This is a genomic window from Herbiconiux sp. L3-i23 (genome assembly GCF_023734115.1).
In the GTDB taxonomy this organism is placed as follows: domain Bacteria; phylum Actinomycetota; class Actinomycetes; order Actinomycetales; family Microbacteriaceae; genus Naasia.
In genome coordinates this window covers 499,909-520,520 of the sequence record NZ_AP025737.1, presented here as the reverse complement: position 1 = coordinate 520,520, position 20,612 = coordinate 499,909, and the positions used below count along the sequence as shown (strand labels likewise).

Sequence of the window (20,612 nt, the reverse complement as noted above, 5' to 3'; positions counted from 1 at the left end):
CAGAATGACCTGGTGCCGCTTGCCATCGAGGACTACGCCATGATCGGCGACCGCCACACCGCCGCCCTCGTGGGCCGGGACGGCAGCATCGATTGGCTCTGCCTGCCGCGCTTCGACTCGCCGTCGACCTTCGGCGCCCTGCTCGGCGACGCCGACCACGGCCGCTGGCTGCTGCGGCCGGCCGACGGGACCGCGACCGCGACCCGGCGCTACAAGGGCGACACCCTCATCCTGGAGACGGAGTGGACGACGCAGAACGGAGTCGTCCGCGTCACCGACTTCATGCCCTACGGCAACCGACGCGCCGATGTGGTCCGCCGCGTGCACGGCGTCAGAGGGGCGGTGCGGATGCGGCAGGATCTGCGCATCCGTTTCGGCTACGCGAGCGCCCTGCCGTGGGTGCGCCAGGTGGGCGGCGCCGCGGGACCGGCGCTGCTCGCCGCCGCAGGACCGGATGCGCTCATCCTGCGTGGACCCGAACTGCGCGCCACGGGCCACGCCCACACGGGCGAGTTCACCGTGAGCGAGGGCGAGACCGTCGATCTGGTGCTCACCTGGTTCCCCTCGCACCGAGAGGCACCCGCTCCGCTCGATGTCGATGCTGCGTTCGCCTCGACGACGGCCGAGTGGCACGACTGGGCGCACACGCTGACGCATCGCGGGCCGCACCACGGGCTGGTGATCCGCTCGCTGCTGATGCTGCGGGCCCTGACCCATGAGGACACGGGCGGAATCGTCGCGGCCGCGACCACGAGCCTGCCTGAGCAGGCGGGCGGCGTGCGCAACTGGGACTACCGCTACGTGTGGTTGCGCGACGCGTCGCTGACGCTGCTGGTGCTGCTGTCGCACAAGTCGACCGGCGAGGCCGCGCACTGGCGCGACTGGCTGCTGCGGGCGATCGCCGGCGACCCCTCCGACGTGCAGATCATGTATGGCCTCGCGGGCGAACGCGATCTCGCCGAACGGACGGTCACCACTCTGCCCGGGTTCCGCGGCGCGGCACCGGTGCGGGTGGGCAACGGCGCCGTCGAACAGTTCCAGGCCGACGTCATCGGCGAAGTGATGGTGGCGCTCGAGGTCGCCCGCGAGGCGGGCCTCGCCGAGACCCGGGATTCGTGGTCGTTGCAACGCGCGCTGCTCGAGTACACGGCCCGGCACATCGATGAGAAGGACAACGGGATCTGGGAGATGCGCGGAGATCCGCAGTACTTCACCCACTCCCGCGCGATGATGTGGGCCGCCTTCGACCGCGGAGTGCGCGCGGTCGAACGGCACGGGTTCGCGGGCGATGCGTCGACGTGGCGCTCGATGCGCGATCGACTCGCGAGCGAGATCGAGGAGCACGGCTTCGACCGCACCCGCAACAGCTACGTGCAGCACTATGGGTCGACCGAGGTCGACGCGTCACTCCTGCAGCTCGCGCAGGTCGGCTACCTCGACTACGACGACCCGCGCATGCTCGGCACGGTCGCGGCGATCGAGCACGACCTGCTCGCCGACGGCCTGGTGCTGCGCTACCGATCGTCCGAGGTCGGCGACGGCCTGCCCGCGGGCGAGAACCCGTTCCTCGCCTGCTCGTTCTGGCTCGTCGAGCAGTATGCCAAGAGCGGTCGCACCGACGACGCGACCGCTCTGATGGACGGGCTCGCCGCGCTCGCGAGCGATGTCGGCATCTTCTCGGAGGAGTACGACTTCGCGGCTGGGACCCAGATGGGCAACGTGCCGCAGGCGCTCACCCACCTGACCTTCGTGCGGGCGGCCGACGCGATCCATGCCGCTCGCCCGTCGCACGCCGCCCGGTCAGAGTCTGCTGAGCATCCGTAGCGTTGCGGCCGTCCGATCCGACAATCGAAGGTGAGGAAGGGGAACCGATGACCGAGCACACCAATGGGGCCGACCACGAGCGCAGAGACGCCCCGGACGACCCGTCGGTCGCCGCCGCGGCCGAGGAGTACCAGATCGTCGACCTGCCCGAGGTCGACGAGGAGCGGGAGGTCGACGAACGCGTCGAAGATCCCGAAGCGCCTCTCGTCGACGCGGGCGACGTCGACGAGGACGCCGGTCCCGACGCCGATGAGGATGGCGTGCTCTAGCGTCTCCTGGACGTTGTGTGGGAGAGCACTGGAAAGGCCGGTGCGCGAGGGAAGCGGCTCCTAGCGTGGGAAGCACCCAACCCCGACCTGACCAACAAAGAGGAAGGCACACGATGCCCAGCGTCATCGAGACCGTCGACGTGGATGTCCCCGTCACCACCGCCTACAACCAGTGGACCCAGTTCGAGGAGTTCCCGCAGTTCCTGAGCTTCGTCGAGTCGATCACCCAGCAGGACGACACCCACAACCACTGGAAGGTGAAAATCGGCGGGGCCGAGCGCGAGTTCGACGCCGAGATCACCGAGCAGCTCCCCGACGAGCGCGTCGCCTGGAACAGCATCGGCGGCAAGGACGAGCACGCCGGAGTCGTGACCTTCCACAAGCTCTCCGACACGTCGTCGCGAGTGACTGTGCAGATCGACTGGAAGCCCGAGGGCTTCGTCGAGTCGGCGGGCGCTCTGCTCGGCGTCGACGACCACGCGATCAAGAAGGACCTGCAAAACTTCAAGCAGTTCATCGAGTCCCGCGGCACCGAGGACGGCGCCTGGCGTGGAGAGGTACCTCGGGACTGACCCGACGCGAAGACCTGCCCGGTCCCGACGCTGCCGTAGCCGCCGTCGGGATCGGGCATTTCCATTCCCGGGCTTCTGCCCCCTCGCTTCCGCTCCTGCCACTGACCAAATCAAGGAAATCTGCGCGGAAAACGCCTCGGATCCGCATGAACGTGTGACTCGACCCCGCTTTTTCCTTGATTTGGCGAGTAGGGGCTGACCGGATGCAGGAGATGTCGATCTCAGACCCCTGGAATCGGCCTGATTCGGGTCGTTTCAAGAAGAAACTCCTGCATTCGGTCAGTCACCGGCACGCAGAATGGGAAACGTGGCCGCGTCGCTGATCCTCCGGCGCGACGGGGATGCCGTCCGCATCGTCGAGCGCGGCACCGCCGAGCGCGGCACAGTCGAGCGCGACACCGCTGATGGCGACCGCGAGAGCGTCGTCGAGGCTGCCGACTTCCCGCGGTTCGTCGCCGACCGCGAGGCGACCACCGGAGGCAGCCCGCCGCGCTGGGTGTGGGACGACACCACCCGCTGGTATCCCGACTTGCTGCGCGCCGGCGTCCGCGTGCACCGCTGCCTCGACCTGCGCCTCGCGCACGACATCCTGAGACGATCCCCGCACATCGACCAGCGGACGCTCGCCGGCGATGACCTCGCCCGCTGGGATGCCCTGCAACCGACCACGGCACACGACGCGGCGCTGTTCGACTGGCACCGCCACGAGGAGCATCTCGATGCCGAGGCCGAATACGACCGTCAGCAGCGGGCAGTCGACGCGTCGGGCAAACGCGGACCGCTGGAACTGCTCCTCGCTGCGGAGAGCTCCGGGGCTCTCGTCGCCGCCGAGATCGACCACGTCGGCCTGCCCCTGCGCGAAGAGGTGCACGAGCGCCTGCTCACCCAGCTCATCGGCGCGCGACCGCTGCCGGGCGCTCGACCCGCCGAGCTCGAGCGGCTGCTGCCCGAGATCCGCGCTGCTCTCGACGCCCCCGACCTCAACCCCGACTCCCCCAAGGCGCTGCTCGGCGCGCTCCGCTCGGCGGGACTCGACGTCTCCGACACCCGCGCGTGGAACCTGCAGCAGCTCGACCATCCCGTGATCGCGCCGCTGCTCGCCTACAAGAAGCTTCAGCGGCTCGCCAATGCGAACGGGTGGCGCTGGCTCGACACCTGGGTGAGCGACGGCCGCTATCAGCCCGGCTTCCTCCCCGGCGGCACGGTGACCGGTCGGTGGACCGCGCAGGGCGGCGGCGCGCTCTCGTTCCCGGCGCAGATCCGCGGATCGGTCGTCGCCGACGAGGGGTGGCGGTTCGTCGTCGCCGATGTCGCGCAGCTCGAGCCGCGGGTGCTCGCCGCGCTGAGCGGCGACCGGGCGATGTCGGAGGCGGCGAGCGAGTCGGACCTCTACGAGGGGATGGTCAAACGCGGGGCGGTGAAGACCCGCCGTGATGCGAAGCTCGGCATGCTCGGCGCGATGTACGGCAGCACCAGCGGGGAGGGCGGCCGGATGGTCGCTCGGATGACGAGGCTTTACCCGCGTGCGTTCGGCTTCGTCGAAGACGCGGCCCGCGCCGGCGAGCGCGCCGAGGTGGTCGAGACCTATCTCGGCCGGGCCTCGGAGCGGCCGACGGGACGCTGGACCCGCGCGCTCGGCGACGAGGCGCGCGCCGACGAGAGCCGCGAACGCGATCGCAAGAAGTGGGGCCGCTTCACCCGCAACTTCGTCGTGCAGGGCAGCGGCGCCGAGTGGGCACTCTGCTGGATCGCGACGCTGCGCACCCTGCTCTGGCGCATCGGACCCCAGGGCGCCGACCTCGAGCTGGCCGACCGACCACACCTCGTCTTCTTCCTGCACGACGAGGTGCTGGTGCACACGCCCGAGGCTCTCGCCGACGAGGTCGTCGCCGCGGTGCGGACGGCTGCCGCCGAGGCCACGCGGATCATGTTCGGCCGCTTCCCCATCGACTTCCCGCTCGACGTCGACGTGTGCCGGTCGTGGGCGGATGCCGACTCCCGAGCCGTCCGCATGGACGACGCCGACGACGCCGACGAGCTCGATGCCGGCGACGGCCCCGCGTCCGGATGATCGAACGCACCGCGTAGGCTCGGGCGTCATGGCTGCCGGCGCGACGATCCACACCTTCACCGTGCAACTCGCCGACGTCGACCGCGGCGTCTACGAAGACCTCACGCTGCGGGTCGCCCGGCATCCGTCCGAGACCGAGGCCTACATGGTGACCCGGCTGCTCGCCTACTGCCTCGAATACGAGGAGGGCATCGCCTTCAGCGAGGGGGTGTCTGCCACCGACGAGCCCGCGGTGCTGGTGCGCGACCTCACCGGTGCGCTCAGGGTGTGGATCGAGATCGGATCACCGGACGCCGAACGTCTGCACCACGGCAGCAAGTCCGCCGACCGCACCGTCGTCTACACCCACAGGGACCCGGCCAAGGTGGCGGGCGCGTGGGCGGGCAAGCGCATCCACCGCGCCGACGCGATCGTGCTGCGCAGCTTCGACCCCGGCTTCATCGACGACGCGGTCGCAGCCCTCGAGCGCCGCAGCACCATGACCCTCTCGGTCACGGAGCGTCAGCTCTACCTCGAGCTGAACGGCACCATCGCGAGCTCCGAACTGCACGAGCAGCCCATTCTCTGACGGCGCTCAGGCCTCGTGCCAGGCCTCCAGCGCGTCGACGTCGACGACCAGATCCGCACTGTCGCGACCCGCGAGAATCGCTCTCGCGTTGGGCTCGTCGACGCTCGCCACCCACGCCGCCGCCTCGTCGGGACTCTTGCCGAATCGCACGTGGCGGGCGGTGAGCCGGTCGATGCGCGGCGCGTCGTCGACATCGGCGAACCACACCTCGTCGAACGCTGTGCGCACCGACGGCCATGGCGTCTCGGAGGCGAGCAGGTAGTTGCCCTCGCTGACGATGACGCGCGCCGCCGGCTCGACGGCGATGGCGCCGGCGATGGGCTGCTCGATGTCGCGCTCGAACTCCGGGGCGTACACGGTCGCGGCGGTGTCCGAACGCAACCGCTGCAGCAGCGCGAGGTAGCCGTGGCCGTCGAAGGTGTCGATCGCGCCCTTGCGGTCGCGGCGTCCGAGGGCGTCGAGCGCGACGTCGGCGAGGTGGAATCCGTCCATCGGCACGTGGGTCGCGGCGATGCCGCGCTCGTTCAGGGCACGGACCAGCCACTGGGCCGCGGTCGTCTTGCCCGCTCCCGGCGCTCCGGCGATGCCGAGCAGCACCCGCTCGCGACCCTGCACGAGCGCGACGGCTCGCTCGAGGACCGATGCGGCGTCGGTCGATGCCGCGCCCGTGCGACCGGTGCCCGCGACGATGGGTCTGGTTCCGCCGGAAGCGCTCATCGGTCGATCATCGCATCCGCACGGGGAACCACTCGATACTCGAAGTGCCCCGAGTACTCGTAGACCCGGCCGATGAGCGGCACCGTGAGGGTGAGCGAGACGTGCTGGCGTCCCACCGCATCGTCGAACCGCTCGGTGAGGTCGACGCGCGGGGCGAGGAGATCGGGCACGGCGACCGTCCGTCGTCCGATCCGCACGCGTACCGCAGTGGAACTCATCCGGAGCGCACCGTCCTCGATGCGCGGGTCCAGCCGGGCGACGATCCGGCGCGACCGGCCGAGGCGGTCGACGAGCTCGCCGCCTCGGACGGCGATCGAGTCGACCATCGCCCGATCGCCTCGGGGGAACCGGAAGGCCCGGGTGGCAGCGACCGACGGATGCACCGCGCTGCCACCGGGGACGTTCTCGACGGTGAAGGTCACCCCGCTCCCCCAGGCGGGGAAGGCGATGCCCTCGGCGCCGAGCACCGACAGCACGGGCCACAGCCAGCGACGCGGTGTGCCGACGGCGTCCCAGACTCCCTCGCCGAGGCCGACGTGTCCCGGTGGGATGGCCGAGAAGTAGGCGCGCAGTCGCGGGTGCAGGCCGGCGAGGTCAGCGCCGAGCACGGCCTGGTACGGAGACAGTCGAGGCGGGCTGACGGATGTCGTCATACGCCGATCATGCCCCGCCGGCTCGAGTAACGCTTCGACAACAGCACGATCCGCGTTGCTCCGACGTGGCCGCGACGCTGCCAGGATCGGTCTTCCCACGAAGGAGGACGGACCGATGAGAGTCGCCGCGATCGCCGCCGGCACGGTGTTGGCACTGCTGTTGACGAGTTGCTCGTCCCCGGCTCCGACCCCCGACGCACCGACCGCCTCCTCGACCCCGGCCCCGTCCGTCGAACCCGTCGTCGCGACGCCGACGCCGAGCGCTCCCGTCGTCACCGTCGACGAGCTGGTGATGCGTCCGAGCGCTCTCGAACTGCGCCGCGACGGGCAGATCATCACCACGCTCGACTACATGTCGCCCGCCGCCGACGCGGTCGCCGCCCTCACCGAGGCGTTCGGATACGCGCCGGCGGACGAGCCGTACGAGGGCACGAACCACCGCCCGCCGGGTGTGTACCACGCGTGGGGCCCCGTCGTCGTCGACGAGCGGTATTACGACGAGGAGCGGCGCGAGACCGACGGTCTGTTCAGCCTCGACTGGCCGCGGTTCGCCGTGTACTTCGACGCGCCCTCGGCCGGCGATGTCGTGCTGCGCACGGCTGGCGACCACCGCCAGGGCGAAGCGTGGTCCAGTGTCCTCGACGACCCCGAGTCGGACATCTGGGCCTGCGAGGGCACCCCCGTCGAGTCCGAGGAGACCTACACCAGCAGAGGGCCGGGCACCGTGACCGTCGTCGCGCGAGAGAACGACGCCGGCGACGCGGTGCTCTGGCTTGGTGCCCCCGCGATGGAAGCCGGCGGGTGCGCCTGAGCGACCCGAGCCGACTCGAGGCGCTCGGGCGGTACGCACCGGGACCGCCGTACGCTTGAGGAACGTAATAGCCGCAGACCGAAGGGATTCGACATGGGCGACGCCTCGTCACTCACCACATTCGAGCGACGCGAGTCCGAGGTCCGCGGCTACATCCGCGCCTTCCCCGTCGTGTTCGACAGCGCGAAGGGGTCGACCCTCGTCGACGCCGACGGGCGCGAATACCTCGACTTCTTCGCCGGCGCCGGCACGCTCAACTACGGGCACAACAACCCGGTGTTCGTCCGCGCCCTCATCGAGTACCTCGAACGCGACGGCATCATCCACGGTCTCGACATGGCGACCTCGGCCAAGAAGGCCTTCATCGAAGCCTTCGAGACCCACGTCCTCGCGCCGCGCGGGTTCGACTACAAGCTGCAGTTCACCGGTCCCACCGGGGCGAACGCGGTCGAAGCGGCACTCAAGGTTGCGCGACGCGCGACCGGCCGGTCGAACGTCGTCGCCTTCACGAACGGCTTCCACGGACTGAGCCTCGGAGCGCTCGCCGCGACGGGCAACAGCCACTATCGCGAGTTCGCGGGGGTGTCGCTCGGCGACGTCACCCGGCTGCCGTTCGACGGCTACCTCGGCGCCGGGGTCGACACCCTCGACCTGTTCGAGAAGATGCTCGACGACCCGGGCAGCGGCCTCGACCTGCCGGCCGCCGTCATCCTCGAGGCGGTGCAGGGCGAGGGCGGCATCAACGTCGCGAGCGCGCCGTGGCTGCGGCGTCTGCGGCAGATCACCGCCGATCGCGGCATCCTGCTGATCCTCGACGAGATCCAGTCGGGCATCGGACGTACCGGATCGTTCTTCGCGTTCGAGGAGTCGGGCATCGTGCCCGACATCGTCACCGCGTCGAAGTCGATCTCCGGATCGGGTCTGCCCATGTCGCTCGTCCTCCTGCGGCCCGAGGTCGACGTCTGGGAGCCGGGAGCACACACCGGCACCTTCCGCGGCAACAACCTCGCCTTCGTGTCCGCCCGAGCGGCGCTCGAGACCTATTGGACCGACACGGCATTCACCGACGGCGTCCGCGCCAAGTCCGGGCTGCTGCGCGCCGAACTGCAGCGACTCGCCGACGCGCGCCCCGACCTCGGCGCCGTGGTCCGCGGACGCGGGCTCATGTACGGGTTCGCCGTGGACAGCGACCGCACCCTCGCCCGCCGCGTCTCCGCCGAGGCCTTCCGTCGGGGCCTCGTCATCGAGACCTCGGGCGCCTTCGACGAAGTGCTGAAGTTCCTTCCGGCGCTCACCATCACCGAGGACGAGCTGCGCCGCGGACTCGGCATCGTCGAGGAGAGTCTCGACGCCGTGCTCGCCGCGGGCGGGAGCGAGGACCGCACCCTCGTGGGCGCGTCCGAAGCCACCGACTGATCCGTCCGCTCACACTCTCCGGCCATGCGCAATGGGGAGGCGGAAGCGGCGAACGGTTCTTAGCGTTGACGGTGGCGCCGCGGCTGTGCGGCGTCGACGCGAGAGGACGACGATGCGACGGGTCCACTACGCCGGAGGCGACATCGTCGTCCACGACGACATCTGCAAAGCGCTGCTGCGCCACGCGCGCGCCCTCGCCCAGCAGAACACCGCGCAGGTCGTCGATGTCCCCGTGGTGCTCGACGGCGGGACCAGAGCCCTCGCCCACCTCGTGATCGGCGTCGGCTGCGAGCTGCTCTCGGTGCCCATCCTCCTGTCCGACCCCGAGCTCGAGGCGGAAGACATCTCCTACGTCGAGCGCATCGAGACGGCGACGTCCCGACTGCAGCCCGACCGCCCCGAGTGGAGCGACGAGATGCCGGACGTCGGAGGCCCCGCCTGGGACATCGCCCGCTAGAACCTCATCGGACGTCGAAGCGCGCCATGCTGGCGCTGATCTGTACGCCGAGCGGTGTGAGCGCCTCGGCGGCCATCCGGTCTTCTTCCGACTTGTCGAGCTCGGGATGCCGACCGCCCTCGAAATGGAAGATCATGTCGACACCGACATGGATCCAGAGGCTCGACCGGCCGTGTCCGTGCGCCTGCGGCTCGGCCCAGGAGACGAGGAACGGCTCGGATCGGCGCAGCTTCGACACGATGAGCACCCGCAAGTGCGCGAGCGTGCGGTCGTCGATGCGCACGGGAGTGCGGGCGCTTCCGTAGTAGAGAGTGCCCACGTGGCTACCGCCTGTCTGGATAGAGATTGCGCTTTCAGGATAGGAAGCAGCGGTATCCCGGCGCCAGCCCGGACCGGGACTCCGCCGCCCCAATTCGGGACCGCGACACGGTTCTGTCGCTGCGCACCGAGGAGGATTAGCGTGGCCGTCGTATCCACTCGTTCTCGAGGAGGCGACGCCCGTGACGCGGATCGACGAATCGGTCGTGTCCACCGACATCGACCAGGCGGAGCACCTGCTGCGCCGGGTCTACCCGGCGGCGTCGTTCCGCGAGACGACCGCGCCGTTCATCTTCCAGCAGCGCGTGCAGGGAGACCACCGGGCGGCGCTCGCGCGGTTCGCGATCGAGACGTGGACCGAGATCGAGGTCGACTTCTCGGGCACCCTCGGCATCGGGACGCTGCTCGCGGGCGACTACACGGCGCGCAGCGGCGACGATCCGCTCGACGTGGGGCAGCCGTTCCTGTTCCGACCGAGCATCGGCGGATCCCGGTCGGAGGGCCTCGACCTGCTCATGGTCAACCTGAAGCTGGTCGACTTCGCCCGCTTCGCCGGCGCCGCCCGCGGCATCGAGAACGCCCGCCTGCGCGTGACCGCGACCGCGCCGGTCGATGCGCAGGGAGCCGCGACGTGGTCTCGGACGGTCCGCTTCGTGCAGGAGGTCTTCGAAGACCCGGTGGGCCTCGGCAACGACCTGCTCCGCAACGCGGCGGTCGAGATGCTGTTCGCAAGCGCACTGTCGGCCTTCCAGATCGAGGTCGTCGGCGTTCCGGCGGTCGACGAGGCGCGAGGGGCGCTGCCGTCGGCGGTGAGACGGGCGCTCGGCTACATCGACGACCATCTGACCGAGCCGATCGCGGTCGAAGACATGGCCGCCGCGGCGCGCGTCAGTGTCCGAGCGCTGCAAGACGCGTTCCGGCGCGACTTCGACCTCAGCCCGATAGAGGTCGTCCGGCACGCTCGACTCTCAGGCGCACGCGCCGACCTGCTCGCCGCCGACTTCACCGCGAGCAGCGTCGCTCAGATCGCCCATCGCTGGGGGTTTCAGCACCTCGGACGGTTCGCATCCGAATATCGCGCGGCGTTCGGCGAGCTCCCCCGTCAGACGCTTCGGCGCTGACATCGCCGCCCGCCCGTCCACGGGCCGCGGTCAGAGGCCGTACTCGAGCACCCGGTCGGCCTGCCGCCTGTCGTCTCCGAGCGCCGCCATCGCAGCGATCGCGCGCGAGGGCGTGAGGTCGTCGATCGCCACGGCGACGAGGTCGTCGACGGCGTCCACCTCGACGGATCCGGCACCGACGGAGACGATCGCCGCACGGGTGTCGGCGAGGCGCTGACGGATCTCTTCAGCGGACGTACTCACCCGGGCAACGCTAAACCCGAAACGTCTGGCGGACAACGGCGCTTCGCGCTCTTGCGGGAAGTCTCAAGCGACGCGCGGTCAGGGCAGCGTGCCGAACGCGCGAAGATAGCCCCGCGTGAAGACCCTCATGCTGGCGAAACCCCACCGGTGCGCGATGACGGCGACGAGATCGGAGTCGGAAGCTCCCGCCCGCTGCAGGTCGGCGCGGGCCGCAGTGAGCCGGACCTCCGTGAGGTGCCGGCGGGGCGAATAGCCGAGCGCCGATTGCCCTCGGAAGATCGACTGCAACTCGGCGGTGCTGACGCCCGCGGCCTGCGCCGCGTCATCGACGGTGATCGGCAGCGATGCGAAGTCCTCGAGGAACTGGACCGCGACACGGTACGCCTGTTGGCGCTGTCGAGCCGTGCGAGCCCGCAGCGGGCTGTCGCCGGGCTGGCGATACGCCGAGAGCAGCGTCGCCGCCGCCAGGCGGTAGAGATTCGCCCGCACCAATTCGGCGTCGAACGCCGGCGTCCGTGCGACCTCCCGCACGTAGCGCATCACCGACGAGAGCAGGGCGGCTCCCTCGGTCGTCTGAGGAGTGACGTCGGGGAACTCGGGCCGGTAGTCGTCTTCGCCGTACGCCGCCTTGCCGACTTTCGCCAGCTCGTCGACATCGAACATGACGGCGATCTCGTCGGTGCCCGGCTGCACCGTCGCCCGGATCGGGTGCCCGGGGCGCATCATCCACGGCACGTCGGCGGTGCCGCGTTCGTCGCCGTACTCCCACTCGATCGTCGAGGACGTGTTCACGGCGACGCAGATGGCGTCGACGTCGTTGAGCGTCTGCAACCGACCGGCGAACTGCAGACGCATCGCGGAGAAGCGCTCGTCGCCATCGACATCCATGCCGTGGCGCACGTCGGCGCCGGCGTCGAGCCGCACCCCGGGGTTGAAGGCGACGAGGAAGTCGTAGGCCTCGTCGAGGTCCGTCGCGTGGGAGGACCGGTGGAAGACGGGCATGGCGGGCTACCGATGGGAGTTCGCGGACGCGCCCGCGGTGGTCGGCGGACTCCGGCGCGCTCGCGAGTCGGCCGCTCCCGACCAGACCGCGTCGCTGGCGTCGAGTTCGAGGTCGATGCCGTAGTTCGAGTCGGCCGCGACGGCGAGCCGGTCGATGAGCTCGCGATCGAGCTCGTACCGAACGCTGTCGTCGTACTCGAAGTAGAGGTCGGAGCTGCTGTTGACCCAGATGGTCCGCCGGCCGTCGCCGTCCTCGACCTTCTCGGTCCAGCGCAGGGCGAACGCGTTGTTGCGGCGAAGTCGGCTGAGTGCGACCGCCTCGACGTGGGCGAGCAGCCGGTCGTCGATCACGATCTGCCGCTGCACGGCGCCGTAGGTGAGAGTCCCCATCGTGACCTTCCGCCCCGCGATGCCGGTCCGCCGTGCACTTCTGCGGACACGCGGTGCGTATTCAGGATAGGAAGCGCGGTTCTCGAGCGCCAGGGTCGGGCGCACATCCGCACGTCGGACATGCAAAAAAGCCCCGCGACACTGGCGAGCGTCCGCGGGGCTTCTTCGTACACCCCCCGGGACTTGAACCCGGAACCCACTGATTAAGAGTCAGTTGCTCTGCCAATTGAGCTAGAGGTGCGCACGGCTCGAACTTTCCGAACCGAGGGACAACATTAGCATGTTCCCGACAGCGTTCGCATCGCGAGGGATCCCTCGCGCATCCTCGAGGAGCACCACTGTGACCGAAGCCGTTCGTCTCGAGAAGGGCGCCGCCGCCCCCGACTTCTCCCTCAGCGACGAGACCGGCGCAACCGTGTCGCTCGGCGACTTCGCGGGGCGGAAGACCGTCGTGTACTTCTATCCGGCCGCGATGACGCCCGGATGCACCACCGAGGCGTGCGACTTCCGCGACAACCTCAACTCGCTGAAGTCCGCCGGCTACTCGGTCGTCGGCGTTTCCAAGGACGACCCCGCGAAGCTAGCGGAGTTCAAGGAGCAGGAGAACCTCAACTTCCCGCTCCTCAGCGACCCGGACCTCGTGGTGCACAAGGCGTACGGGGCGTACGGCGAGAAGTCGCTCTACGGCAAGACCGTGACGGGCGTCATCCGCTCGACCTTCGTGCTCGGCGAGGACGGCTCCGTGGTGCTGCCCCTCTACAACGTGAAGGCGACCGGTCACGTGGCCTCGCTGCGCAAGAAGCTCGGCGTCGACGCCTGACCTGACGCACGGCCCGACGCTGCACCGGGGCGCTCAGTCGCGGCGCAGCACACCGATGACGGGCGGCGAGAACAGCAGCACGAGCACGACGAGGCTCGGCACGAGCAGCAGCCAGCCGATGTCGGGCTGCGCGAACGCGCCTTGGAATGCACCGACCGCCACCGCGATCTGCACCAGCTGCCAGGTGACCGCGGCGCCGCGGATCCACGGCTGCAGCCGGATCGCGCCGATGACGACCGCGATCAGGAACGCCGCGGCGATCGCCGCGAGGATGACCAGGGCGAGGCCCGCGGCGAACGAGTCGGCGGGGGCGGTGAGCAGCTCCCAGACCAGGAAGAGCGCGAGCCCGAGAACGGCGACCGCCTCGGCCGCGAGGAGCGCCACGAGCAGGGTCAGCAGCGCCGGTCGTCGCCGAGCGGGGCCGGCTTCGGTGTTCTGACTCACAGCAAGACCCCATACAAGGCTATTGATCAATCGTTGGCGCTATGCAACCATACTTGAGGTCGTTTTCTGGTGCCTACAGCGAGGTGGGCGGCTCGGTTCTCGCGGTTCTTCCGCCACCGACATCTTCGCCGCGATCTTCACCTCAAGTGCCTCATCGAGGCCTGCACCACACGCAACACAAAAGGAGCACACGCATGGATTGGCGTGACAAGTCTGCCTGCCTCACCGCCGACCCCGAGCTCTTCTTCCCCGTCGGGAACACCGGACCCGCCGTCGACCAGATCGACAAGGCCAAGACCGTCTGCGGTCGCTGCACCGTGACCGAGACCTGCCTGCAGTACGCCCTCGAGACCAGCCAGGACTACGGCGTCTGGGGCGGACTCAGTGAAGACGAGCGTCGCGCGCTCAAGCGTCGCGCCGCCCGCGCGCGCCGCGCCTCCTGACCCTTCGCGTCGTCCGCGACGCCTTTTCTTTCGCGCGACTGCGGACCCCGCCGTCCGACTAGGACGCCTCGATCCAGCGCATCGGGATGTCGATCGTCACTTCGGTGCCGCGACCCACGAGCGTGTGCCAATCGATCACGCCGCCCAACTCCCCCTGGATGAGGGTGCGCACGATCTGCGTGCCGAGACCGGAGCCGACCTTGCCTTCGGGTAGGCCGGTTCCGTTGTCGCGGACCTGGACGGTGAGGCGGTCGCTGCTGCGTGAGGCGACGATCTCGACCGTGCCCTCGCGGCCGGCGAGTCCGTGCTCGACGGCGTTCGTGACGAGCTCGGTGAGGGCGAGGGCGAGCGGGGTCGCGTATTCGCTCGGCAGCTCCCCGAAGGTGCCGACCTTCTTCGGGTGCACGCGGGTGCCGGCGGAGGAGGCGACCTCGGCGACGAGCAGGAGCACGCGCTCGAAGACCTCGTCGAAGTCGACGTTCTGGTTGAGCCCCTCGGAAAGGGTGTCGTGCACGACCGCGATCGCGGAGACGCGGCGCATGGCCTGGATCAGCGAGTCGCGCGCCTCGTCGGTGCGCGAACGGCGCGCCTGGATGCGCAGCAGCGATGCCACGGTCTGCAGGTTGTTCTTCACCCGGTGGTGGATCTCGCGGATCGTCGCATCCTTGGTGATGAGCTCCTGCTCCTGGTGGCGCTGTTCGGTGACGTCGCGGCTCAGCACGATCGCACCGGTGCGCTCCCCCCGCTCCCGCAGCGGGATCGCGCGCAGCGACACGGTGACCCCTCGGGCCTCGATGTCGGTGCGCCAGGGCGCCCGGCCGGTGACGACGAGGGGCAGCGATTCGTCGACCTGATGCTGGGCGGCGACGAGTTCGGCGGTGACTTCGGCGAGCGACTCGCCTTCGAGCTCGCCGGTGAAGCCCATACGGTTGAAGGCCGACAGGGCGTTGGGGCTCGCGAAGGTGGTGATGCCGTCGACGTCGAGGCGGATGAGACCGTCGGAGGCGCGCGGTGCGCCGCGGCGGCGTCCCGTCGGGGCGCCGAGGTCGGGGAAGTCGCCGGCGGCGATCATCTGGAACAGTTCGTCGGCGCAGTCGTTGAAGGTCAGTTCCTGACGGCTGGGAGTGCGCGTCTCGCTGAGGTTCGTGTGCCGGGTGAGCACCGCGATGGGGACGTTGGTGACCTCGCGACCGCTCGGCGAGATCCGCCGCTGCACGGGCACCGCCCGCACGCGGGTCGGGGTCTCTTCGAACCAGTCGGGGGCGTTGGAGTCGACGATCTTCGCCGTCTCGAACGCTTCGGTGGCGAGGGCTCGCCATTCGCTCTTGATGCGCTGGCCGACGAAGTCGCGGTAGAACAGCGTCGCCGAGCTGGACGGCCGGTTGTGCGCGACGGCGATGAACGAGGAGTCGTCGGCCGGAGCCCAGAGCACGATGTCGGCGAAGGCGAGGTCGGCGAGCAGCTGCATGTCACCGGCGAGCAGGTGCAGCCACTCGGCGTCGGGCGCACTCGATCGGCCGGACGACGACACCAGTTCGGAAAGCGTAGGCACGGCATCAACCCTACGCACCCGTGTCGGGCGTTCCGGGCGAGCGCGTGCTGGGCCCACCGGGCACGCTTGCACGGGGAATCGGCGGGCCCCACCCGCCGCAACGCACTCCCCCACCCACCGAGATCCGATATTGCGGGCACAGACGCACGTTCCGGCGCACGCACAAGCCCGGAACGTGCGTTCTCAGACGCCGCGTCCAGCGTCCGGACTCGCCTGCACGGCTGTCCTCGCCCGGCCGCTCGACCTATGTTGGAACGACCATGGACGACGGAGTTCGCGATCTCGAGCGCGATGCGCTGAAGGCTTCAGCGCACTCACGCCCGACGGTCAGGACCGCCGCGATGATCGCGCTGGGCCTCGGGATCGCCTACGCGGCGATGTGGCTGCCCGTCGCTACGAGAATGGCGGGATTCGAGCTCGAGATCACCGGACCCGCCGCATCCATCGTCTGGAATCTGATCGCGACCGGAGCGCTGCTCGCTTATGTGCTCCTCGTCGAGCGGCGGCCGCTCTCATCGATCCGACTGGTGCGGCCGAGGGGCAAGGACCTCGAGTGGGCACTGATCCTCTTCGGCTGCCACATGGGATGGTCCTGGCTGGCGCGCACTCTGTGGCCCCCGTCGGCCGATCCGGGCACGGCAACGATCACGGCCATGCCGGAGGTCCAGGTCATCGCGCTCATCCTCAGCGCGGCGGTCTGCGAAGAGATCCTCTACCGCGGCTACCCGATCGAGCGCCTCACCGAGCTGACGGGGCACCGCGTTATCGCCGTCGCACTGACGGCCCCGATCTTTGTCGCCCCGCATCTGATCTTCTTCGACCCGCAATGGCTGCTCTACAACGGCACCGGCACGCTGGCGATCTACGTGCTCTACCTCTGGCGCAGAAACCTGGTCGCCTGCATGGTGCTGCACCTCGGCATCAACGCGCCCATCCTCATCCCGACAGTCGCGGCTGCGCTCGGTCGGTAACGGCGTGCACCGCGCGAGAACGCACGTTCCGGGCTTGGTGGCCCGCCGGAACGTGCGTTCATGCCCGCAATATCGGATCTAGGAGGTGCGAGAGTGACGGGCGCGCGCACGTTCCGGCAGATGGGGCCCGCCGAAACGTGCGCGTTCGCCCGGAACGCCCTACTCGGTGCGGGAGATGAGGTAGCTGTTCACCGCTGCGCTGAAGTCGCTGTCCACCGGGCGGGCTATGCCGTCGACGCTGCGGATGGGGGCCGCGTGGCGGACGCTCGAGACGAGCCACGCGGCGTCGGCTTCCAGGAGCTCGTCGGCTCCGAGCAATGCGTACTCCGTCGAGAGACCCTGCGTCTCGGCGAAGGCGAAAAGGTCGCCCTGGGTCGTGCCGGGCAGGATGCCGAGGTCGAGCCCCGGCGTGACCAGGCGGTCGCCGAAGCGCAGCAGCAGGCTCGACGTCGAGCCCTCGAGCAGGTAGCCGTCGCTGCTGACGAACACCACGTCGTCGGCGTCGCGCCTCGCCGCCTCGCGCAGCACCGCCCGGTTCACGGCGTACGACAGTGTCTTCGAGCCGGCGAGCAGCCACGGCGAGGTCTGCGCGACGTCGTGACGGTATCCGCGGTCGAGCCGCACGACGCGGATCCCCTCGGTCCGCGCCCGCATGTGGTCGGGAGCGTGGGATGCGTATGCCCAGCCGGTCGGACGGCCATCACCCTCGAGGCCCCGGGTCATGACGGTCTTCACGTAGGTCTCGTGCGCGGGGTCGAGCGCGTCGGCGGCGGCCCGCACCGCGGCCTCCCAGACGACCGGGTCGGGCTCCGGCATGTCGAGAGCGGCCGCCGACTTCGCGAAGCGGCGGATGTGCGCGGCCAACGCCTGAGGATGGCCGTCTCCGACGCTGATGGTCTCGAAGACGCCGTCGCCACGCGTCACGCCGAGGTCGAGCACCCGCACCTGCGGCGCGTCGACGTCGACGAGCTCGAAGTCGGGAGCCCCCTCGCGATGCGCCGGAGCGGCGAGAGAGGGACGGTTGAGAATGGCGAGCGCGGTGGTGGGCACAGCTCTATCCTGCTCCCTCGACCTCGTCCCGTTGTACGTCGCCTAGGAGCGCATCTCCGCTCAGACGGGGGCGAATCGACTCACCGGCGCCGCCGCGCGCACCGGCGGGTTCCGCCCGGCCAGTGCCGGAAGGAGTTCGGTCTCGACGAAGCGCGACAGGGCGACGCGGATGGCGGACTTGGGTGCGACGTCGATCACAGAGCGCCCCGCAGCGAGCGCGGCGTCGACCGCCCGCTGGTCGAGCGGGAGGAGGTGGGCGTCGGCGATCGACCCGAATCGTTGCAGCGCGCCGACGATCTGCCGCCGGTGATCGATCCCGATCGCTGCCGCCCTCACCTTGTTGACGACGACCGAGACGCTCGTGGGGGCGATGTCCTCGAGCAGCTCCGCATGTTCGCGCAGTAGCCGCGCCAGCCCGATCGGGTCGGCGGCCCCCACCGCGACGACGTGATCGGCGTCGGTCAGGGACGCGAGCGTCGCCGCGTTGCGGTGCGGGGCGAAGAGGTCGCTGACGATCTCTTCATCGCGCTCGAGGTTGAAGCCGGCGTCGATGACGACGACATCGGCGAAGTGGCGCGCGGCCCGGATCACCTCACTCACGCGGTCGCCGCTCAGCTCGGGCCACCGCGCGGGTCTGCTGATGCCGGTGAGCACGCGCAGCGAACCGGCGGGAACGGGGACGGCGGTCGAGATCCGGTCGAGGCCGGCGAGGTCGAGTCCGCCCGCCGCAGCCAGCCGGCATGCGGCGGCGATGCCCGACGCCTCGTCGAGCAGACCGAGCGATGGGGCGACGGCGGCGCCGTGCGTGTCGGCGTCGATCAGCAGGACACGGCGGCCGGTGGCGGCCAGCTCGGCGGCGACCCCCACCGCGAGCGTTGTGCGACCGGGCGCACCCGTCGGCCCCCACACCGCGACGACACGGCCCGCGCCGCGTTCGACCGGAGCTGGCTCCGCACCCCGCCCGCCGAGCAGCACCGACTCGATGGCGTCCCATCCGCTCATCGCATCGACGACGTCGACTGCGCCGAGGTCTTCGGCGTGCGCGCGCTCGGCTGCGGTCGATGCGATCGCCACCAGGCGGACGGTGTGCTCGTCGGCCGCCTCCACGATCGACGGCCGCAGCGCCGGAGCGCTCACGAGAAGCGCGTCGGGCCGCAGGCTCGTGACGACGGCGGTGATCTCGGCGGCACCGGCCGGTCGGGCGACGATCTCGTGCCGGTGCGCGATGGCGGCGCCGAGCAGCCGCTCCTCGATGTCGGGAGCGAGCGCGAACACGATCCTCATGACGACTCCTCGAGCGCGACTCCCTCGGGCACGAGCGAGACGGCGTCAGCGTTCGCGATGGCGGCGAGCACAGCGGCGAGATCGTCCCGTGCGACGAGGAGTTCGACCGCCGCGGCGACCGCCGAACCTGACCCCTCGATCGTGCGCACTACGGTCGCGTCGGGGGCGAGGACCTTGGGCGGCCCGTAGGCGCCGAGATCGAGGGCGGCCGCCGACCACACGTCGACGACGCCTCCGGGGCGCACGTCGCGCGGGAGGGCCGCCTCCGTCTGTACGACCACCGCGGCGACGTCGAGTCCGTCGGGCGAGCCGAGCGAGGCCAAGGGGATCAGCTCGCCAGCGTCGACGGGGCGGAGCACCACCGAACCCGCCGCCGGCAGCTCCTCGGCGCGCACGTACCCGCTCTCGAGGGAGCCGAGCCGGACGTCGGCGACCGCGAGATCGCCCGATCCGATGCGGTCTCCGACGCTGAGCGGGCGCGTCGCCGAGTAGACGAGCACCGAGGAGTCGAGCGCGCCGACGAGGGCGACGACCCCGACGACGGAGCCGATGACGAGAGTGGCGCCGATGATCAGTCGGCTGTCGACCCGGACCCGTCGCAGACGACCGGACCGCGCCATGGTGTCCCCTTCCGTTCTCATCGCGCCATGCTCACCCGGCCCGCGCCGGAAGGTCGGGACTTATCCACAGCAGCTGTCGTCGAGGGGTCGCGACGGCGGATAATCGGTGTCTATGAACGACACGACGTCCCCCGGATCGATCGGTCGATTCCTCACCCTCGCCGACACGGCGGACGTCCTCAACGTCTCCCTCAGCCAGGCGTACGCCATCGTGCGCTCCGGTGAGCTCCCCGCCATCAAGCTCGGCGGTAACGGGCATTGGCGGGTGGAGCGCGAGGTCCTCGAGTCGTACATCGCCGCCAAGTACGAAGAGGCTCGACGGGCGGCCCTCTTCAACCAGGGCGACTACGCGGACATCCCCGAGATCTCGGCCGACCGTTTCCTCTGACTCGGCCCGGGCGCGTACCCGACGTCAGCAGGTGACGAGGACGATCGAGCCGAGCGGCACGATCGCGACGCTCGTCACCGCGTCGCCGCGGCGGGCGACGGCACGGTCGTGCACCGCGATGTCGAGGTGGTCCGCGCCGACGAGGTCGATGGTGCCCGTGAACCGGCCGGCGGTCGTGACGATCTCGACCGGGGCGCGTCGACGCGCGAGGTCGCGCAACACGAGCGCGAAGACGAAACGCTCCGCCACATCGTTCGGCTGGGATCCGACCGCCGACGAGCGCACCGCCGCCGAGGGCTCCACCGCGACGGAGGCGATCGCGCCGTGCGGCACGAGGAAGGTGAGCGATGGCGCCGAGCCGTCGAGCTCGCCGCTCACCCAGTCCGCTCCGCGCCCCCGAAGCACCCCGACGAGCTGATCGCCCGTGCACAACCGGAGCCGCACCGGAGTCCGATCGCGCAGGAGGCTCTCGAATCGGCCGCCGAGACGCAGTCGGCTCCGCCGCTGCCGTTCCTCCTCGGCCCGGACCGCGGCCGACTCGGCGGTCTCCTCACGCTCGAGCTGAGCCTGCAGATCGTCGAAGAGCGTGTCCCAGCGCATGCGGGCGG

25 protein-coding genes and 1 tRNA gene are annotated in these 20,612 nt (G+C 70.1%); 13 read left to right on the top strand and 13 right to left on the bottom strand.

Annotated elements, in window-relative coordinates:
• Window positions 1–12: 12 nt before the first annotated feature.
• The 5 genes from NGH83_RS02515 (at window position 13) to NGH83_RS02495 (ending at window position 5,304) form a co-directional block, all read left to right on the top strand.
• Window positions 13–1,824 (top strand): glycoside hydrolase family 15 protein, encoded by a 1,812-nt coding sequence (locus NGH83_RS02515; protein ID WP_251857498.1) that lies wholly within the window; start codon window positions 13–15, stop codon window positions 1,822–1,824.
• Window positions 1,825–1,871: 47 nt separating this feature from the next.
• Window positions 1,872–2,093, top strand: a complete 222-nt coding sequence (locus NGH83_RS02510) for a hypothetical protein (RefSeq protein WP_251857497.1) — start codon at window positions 1,872–1,874, stop codon at window positions 2,091–2,093.
• Between the two features lie 113 nt (window positions 2,094–2,206).
• Window positions 2,207–2,665 (top strand): SRPBCC family protein, encoded by a 459-nt coding sequence (locus NGH83_RS02505; RefSeq protein ID WP_251857496.1) that lies wholly within the window; start codon window positions 2,207–2,209, stop codon window positions 2,663–2,665.
• Window positions 2,666–2,963: 298 nt separating this feature from the next.
• Window positions 2,964–4,736: a bifunctional 3'-5' exonuclease/DNA polymerase gene (locus tag NGH83_RS02500; protein WP_371872731.1), complete on the top strand. Its 1,773-nt coding sequence runs from the start codon at window positions 2,964–2,966 to the stop codon at window positions 4,734–4,736.
• 28 nt (window positions 4,737–4,764) lie between these two features.
• Complete coding sequence (locus tag NGH83_RS02495; protein WP_251857494.1) at window positions 4,765–5,304, top strand: YaeQ family protein; 540 nt, start codon at window positions 4,765–4,767, stop codon at window positions 5,302–5,304.
• A 6-nt stretch (window positions 5,305–5,310) separates the two neighbouring features.
• Here NGH83_RS02495 and NGH83_RS02490 read toward each other — a convergent pair whose 3' ends face one another.
• Both NGH83_RS02490 and NGH83_RS02485 read right to left on the bottom strand, forming a co-directional pair.
• Complete coding sequence (locus NGH83_RS02490; RefSeq protein ID WP_251857493.1) at window positions 5,311–6,021, bottom strand: nucleoside/nucleotide kinase family protein; 711 nt, start codon at window positions 6,019–6,021, stop codon at window positions 5,311–5,313.
• Complete coding sequence (locus NGH83_RS02485; RefSeq protein WP_251857492.1) at window positions 6,018–6,674, bottom strand: DUF4166 domain-containing protein; 657 nt, start codon at window positions 6,672–6,674, stop codon at window positions 6,018–6,020. The genes NGH83_RS02490 and NGH83_RS02485 overlap by 4 nt, the downstream gene beginning before the upstream one ends.
• 115 nt (window positions 6,675–6,789) lie before the next feature.
• Here NGH83_RS02485 and NGH83_RS02480 point away from each other — a divergent pair, with 115 nt between their 5' ends.
• The 3 genes from NGH83_RS02480 to NGH83_RS02470 all read left to right on the top strand — a co-directional run bounded on the left by NGH83_RS02480 (window position 6,790) and on the right by NGH83_RS02470 (window position 9,358).
• Complete coding sequence (locus NGH83_RS02480) at window positions 6,790–7,485, top strand: hypothetical protein (RefSeq protein ID WP_251857491.1); 696 nt, start codon at window positions 6,790–6,792, stop codon at window positions 7,483–7,485.
• Window positions 7,486–7,578: 93 nt separating this feature from the next.
• Complete coding sequence (gene ectB, locus NGH83_RS02475; RefSeq protein ID WP_251857490.1) at window positions 7,579–8,901, top strand: diaminobutyrate--2-oxoglutarate transaminase; 1,323 nt, start codon at window positions 7,579–7,581, stop codon at window positions 8,899–8,901.
• Window positions 8,902–9,013: 112 nt separating this feature from the next.
• Complete coding sequence (locus tag NGH83_RS02470; protein ID WP_251857489.1) at window positions 9,014–9,358, top strand: hypothetical protein; 345 nt, start codon at window positions 9,014–9,016, stop codon at window positions 9,356–9,358.
• 4 nt (window positions 9,359–9,362) lie between these two features.
• Here NGH83_RS02470 and NGH83_RS02465 read toward each other — a convergent pair whose 3' ends face one another.
• Window positions 9,363–9,677 carry a hypothetical protein gene (locus NGH83_RS02465; RefSeq protein ID WP_251857488.1) on the bottom strand — a complete coding sequence of 105 codons (315 nt, stop codon included), beginning with the start codon at window positions 9,675–9,677 and terminating at the stop codon, window positions 9,363–9,365.
• Between the two features lie 181 nt (window positions 9,678–9,858).
• Between NGH83_RS02465 and NGH83_RS02460 the strand changes: the two genes are divergently transcribed.
• Window positions 9,859–10,797 (top strand): AraC family transcriptional regulator, encoded by a 939-nt coding sequence (locus NGH83_RS02460; protein WP_251857487.1) that lies wholly within the window; start codon window positions 9,859–9,861, stop codon window positions 10,795–10,797.
• A gap of 30 nt (window positions 10,798–10,827) precedes the next feature.
• Here the strand turns inward: NGH83_RS02460 and NGH83_RS02455 are convergent, their stop codons facing one another.
• From NGH83_RS02455 to NGH83_RS02440, 4 genes are all read right to left on the bottom strand, one after another.
• The gene (locus NGH83_RS02455) at window positions 10,828–11,040 is read right to left on the bottom strand and encodes a hypothetical protein (RefSeq protein ID WP_251857486.1); all 213 of its coding nucleotides are present in this window, start codon (window positions 11,038–11,040) and stop codon (window positions 10,828–10,830) included.
• A gap of 78 nt (window positions 11,041–11,118) precedes the next feature.
• Window positions 11,119–12,042, bottom strand: a complete 924-nt coding sequence (locus tag NGH83_RS02450; protein ID WP_251857485.1) for a helix-turn-helix transcriptional regulator — start codon at window positions 12,040–12,042, stop codon at window positions 11,119–11,121.
• Window positions 12,043–12,048: 6 nt separating this feature from the next.
• On the bottom strand, window positions 12,049–12,432 hold the full coding sequence (locus NGH83_RS02445; RefSeq protein WP_251857484.1) for a hypothetical protein: 384 nt from the start codon (window positions 12,430–12,432) through the stop codon (window positions 12,049–12,051).
• Window positions 12,433–12,600: 168 nt separating this feature from the next.
• Window positions 12,601–12,673: transfer RNA gene (locus NGH83_RS02440), tRNA-Lys, on the bottom strand.
• A gap of 99 nt (window positions 12,674–12,772) precedes the next feature.
• On the opposite strand from NGH83_RS02440, the gene bcp reads away from it, so the two are divergent.
• Window positions 12,773–13,252 carry a thioredoxin-dependent thiol peroxidase gene (gene bcp, locus NGH83_RS02435; protein ID WP_251857483.1) on the top strand — a complete coding sequence of 160 codons (480 nt, stop codon included), beginning with the start codon at window positions 12,773–12,775 and terminating at the stop codon, window positions 13,250–13,252.
• Between the two features lie 33 nt (window positions 13,253–13,285).
• Here the strand turns inward: bcp and NGH83_RS02430 are convergent, their stop codons facing one another.
• A complete protein-coding gene (locus NGH83_RS02430; RefSeq protein ID WP_251857482.1) occupies window positions 13,286–13,696 on the bottom strand; it encodes a hypothetical protein in 411 nt (136 codons plus the stop codon).
• A 194-nt stretch (window positions 13,697–13,890) separates the two neighbouring features.
• Here NGH83_RS02430 and NGH83_RS02425 point away from each other — a divergent pair, with 194 nt between their 5' ends.
• A complete protein-coding gene (locus tag NGH83_RS02425; RefSeq protein ID WP_251857481.1) occupies window positions 13,891–14,139 on the top strand; it encodes a WhiB family transcriptional regulator in 249 nt (82 codons plus the stop codon).
• A gap of 58 nt (window positions 14,140–14,197) precedes the next feature.
• Here NGH83_RS02425 and NGH83_RS02420 read toward each other — a convergent pair whose 3' ends face one another.
• Window positions 14,198–15,691 (bottom strand): sensor histidine kinase, encoded by a 1,494-nt coding sequence (locus NGH83_RS02420; protein ID WP_251857480.1) that lies wholly within the window; start codon window positions 15,689–15,691, stop codon window positions 14,198–14,200.
• A gap of 260 nt (window positions 15,692–15,951) precedes the next feature.
• On the opposite strand from NGH83_RS02420, the gene NGH83_RS02415 reads away from it, so the two are divergent.
• Window positions 15,952–16,662, top strand: a complete 711-nt coding sequence (locus tag NGH83_RS02415; RefSeq protein WP_251857479.1) for a CPBP family intramembrane glutamic endopeptidase — start codon at window positions 15,952–15,954, stop codon at window positions 16,660–16,662.
• Between the two features lie 159 nt (window positions 16,663–16,821).
• Here NGH83_RS02415 and NGH83_RS02410 read toward each other — a convergent pair whose 3' ends face one another.
• Genes NGH83_RS02410 through NGH83_RS02400 form a run of 3 tightly spaced genes read right to left on the bottom strand, consistent with a single transcriptional unit; the run spans window position 16,822 to window position 19,637 of the window.
• Window positions 16,822–17,712, bottom strand: a complete 891-nt coding sequence (locus tag NGH83_RS02410) for an aminotransferase class IV (RefSeq protein ID WP_251857478.1) — start codon at window positions 17,710–17,712, stop codon at window positions 16,822–16,824.
• 60 nt (window positions 17,713–17,772) lie between these two features.
• The gene (locus NGH83_RS02405; protein WP_251857477.1) at window positions 17,773–18,996 is read right to left on the bottom strand and encodes a regulator; all 1,224 of its coding nucleotides are present in this window, start codon (window positions 18,994–18,996) and stop codon (window positions 17,773–17,775) included.
• Complete coding sequence (locus NGH83_RS02400) at window positions 18,993–19,637, bottom strand: SAF domain-containing protein (protein WP_251857476.1); 645 nt, start codon at window positions 19,635–19,637, stop codon at window positions 18,993–18,995. The genes NGH83_RS02405 and NGH83_RS02400 overlap by 4 nt, the downstream gene beginning before the upstream one ends.
• A 91-nt stretch (window positions 19,638–19,728) precedes the next feature.
• Between NGH83_RS02400 and NGH83_RS02395 the strand changes: the two genes are divergently transcribed.
• Entirely contained in the window at window positions 19,729–20,004 is a 276-nt protein-coding gene (locus NGH83_RS02395; protein WP_251857475.1) for a helix-turn-helix domain-containing protein, read from the top strand.
• A 24-nt stretch (window positions 20,005–20,028) separates the two neighbouring features.
• On the opposite strand, the gene NGH83_RS02390 is transcribed toward NGH83_RS02395, so the two are convergent.
• Complete coding sequence (locus NGH83_RS02390; RefSeq protein ID WP_251857474.1) at window positions 20,029–20,604, bottom strand: hypothetical protein; 576 nt, start codon at window positions 20,602–20,604, stop codon at window positions 20,029–20,031.
• Window positions 20,605–20,612: the final 8 nt, after the last annotated feature.

Bases quoted from the DNA above. Each gene is read 5' to 3' on its own strand.
- NGH83_RS02510 (WP_251857497.1), top strand. From the start codon at position 1,872: ATGACCGAGCACACCAATGGGGCCGACCACGAGCGCAGAGACGCCCCG.
- NGH83_RS02505 (WP_251857496.1), top strand. From the start codon at position 2,207: ATGCCCAGCGTCATCGAGACCGTCGACGTGGATGTCCCCGTCACCACC.
- NGH83_RS02500 (WP_371872731.1), top strand. From the start codon at position 2,964: ATGGGAAACGTGGCCGCGTCGCTGATCCTCCGGCGCGACGGGGATGCC.
- NGH83_RS02495 (WP_251857494.1), top strand. From the start codon at position 4,765: ATGGCTGCCGGCGCGACGATCCACACCTTCACCGTGCAACTCGCCGAC.
- NGH83_RS02490 (WP_251857493.1), bottom strand. From the start codon at position 6,021: ATGAGCGCTTCCGGCGGAACCAGACCCATCGTCGCGGGCACCGGTCGC.
- NGH83_RS02485 (WP_251857492.1), bottom strand. From the start codon at position 6,674: ATGACGACATCCGTCAGCCCGCCTCGACTGTCTCCGTACCAGGCCGTG.
- NGH83_RS02480 (WP_251857491.1), top strand. From the start codon at position 6,790: ATGAGAGTCGCCGCGATCGCCGCCGGCACGGTGTTGGCACTGCTGTTG.
- ectB (WP_251857490.1), top strand. From the start codon at position 7,579: ATGGGCGACGCCTCGTCACTCACCACATTCGAGCGACGCGAGTCCGAG.
- NGH83_RS02470 (WP_251857489.1), top strand. From the start codon at position 9,014: ATGCGACGGGTCCACTACGCCGGAGGCGACATCGTCGTCCACGACGAC.
- NGH83_RS02450 (WP_251857485.1), bottom strand. From the start codon at position 12,042: ATGCCCGTCTTCCACCGGTCCTCCCACGCGACGGACCTCGACGAGGCC.
- NGH83_RS02445 (WP_251857484.1), bottom strand. From the start codon at position 12,432: ATGGGGACTCTCACCTACGGCGCCGTGCAGCGGCAGATCGTGATCGAC.
- NGH83_RS02425 (WP_251857481.1), top strand. From the start codon at position 13,891: ATGGATTGGCGTGACAAGTCTGCCTGCCTCACCGCCGACCCCGAGCTC.
- NGH83_RS02415 (WP_251857479.1), top strand. From the start codon at position 15,952: ATGGACGACGGAGTTCGCGATCTCGAGCGCGATGCGCTGAAGGCTTCA.
- NGH83_RS02405 (WP_251857477.1), bottom strand. From the start codon at position 18,996: ATGAGGATCGTGTTCGCGCTCGCTCCCGACATCGAGGAGCGGCTGCTC.
- NGH83_RS02400 (WP_251857476.1), bottom strand. From the start codon at position 19,637: ATGAGAACGGAAGGGGACACCATGGCGCGGTCCGGTCGTCTGCGACGG.
- NGH83_RS02395 (WP_251857475.1), top strand. From the start codon at position 19,729: ATGAACGACACGACGTCCCCCGGATCGATCGGTCGATTCCTCACCCTC.
- NGH83_RS02390 (WP_251857474.1), bottom strand. From the start codon at position 20,604: ATGCGCTGGGACACGCTCTTCGACGATCTGCAGGCTCAGCTCGAGCGT.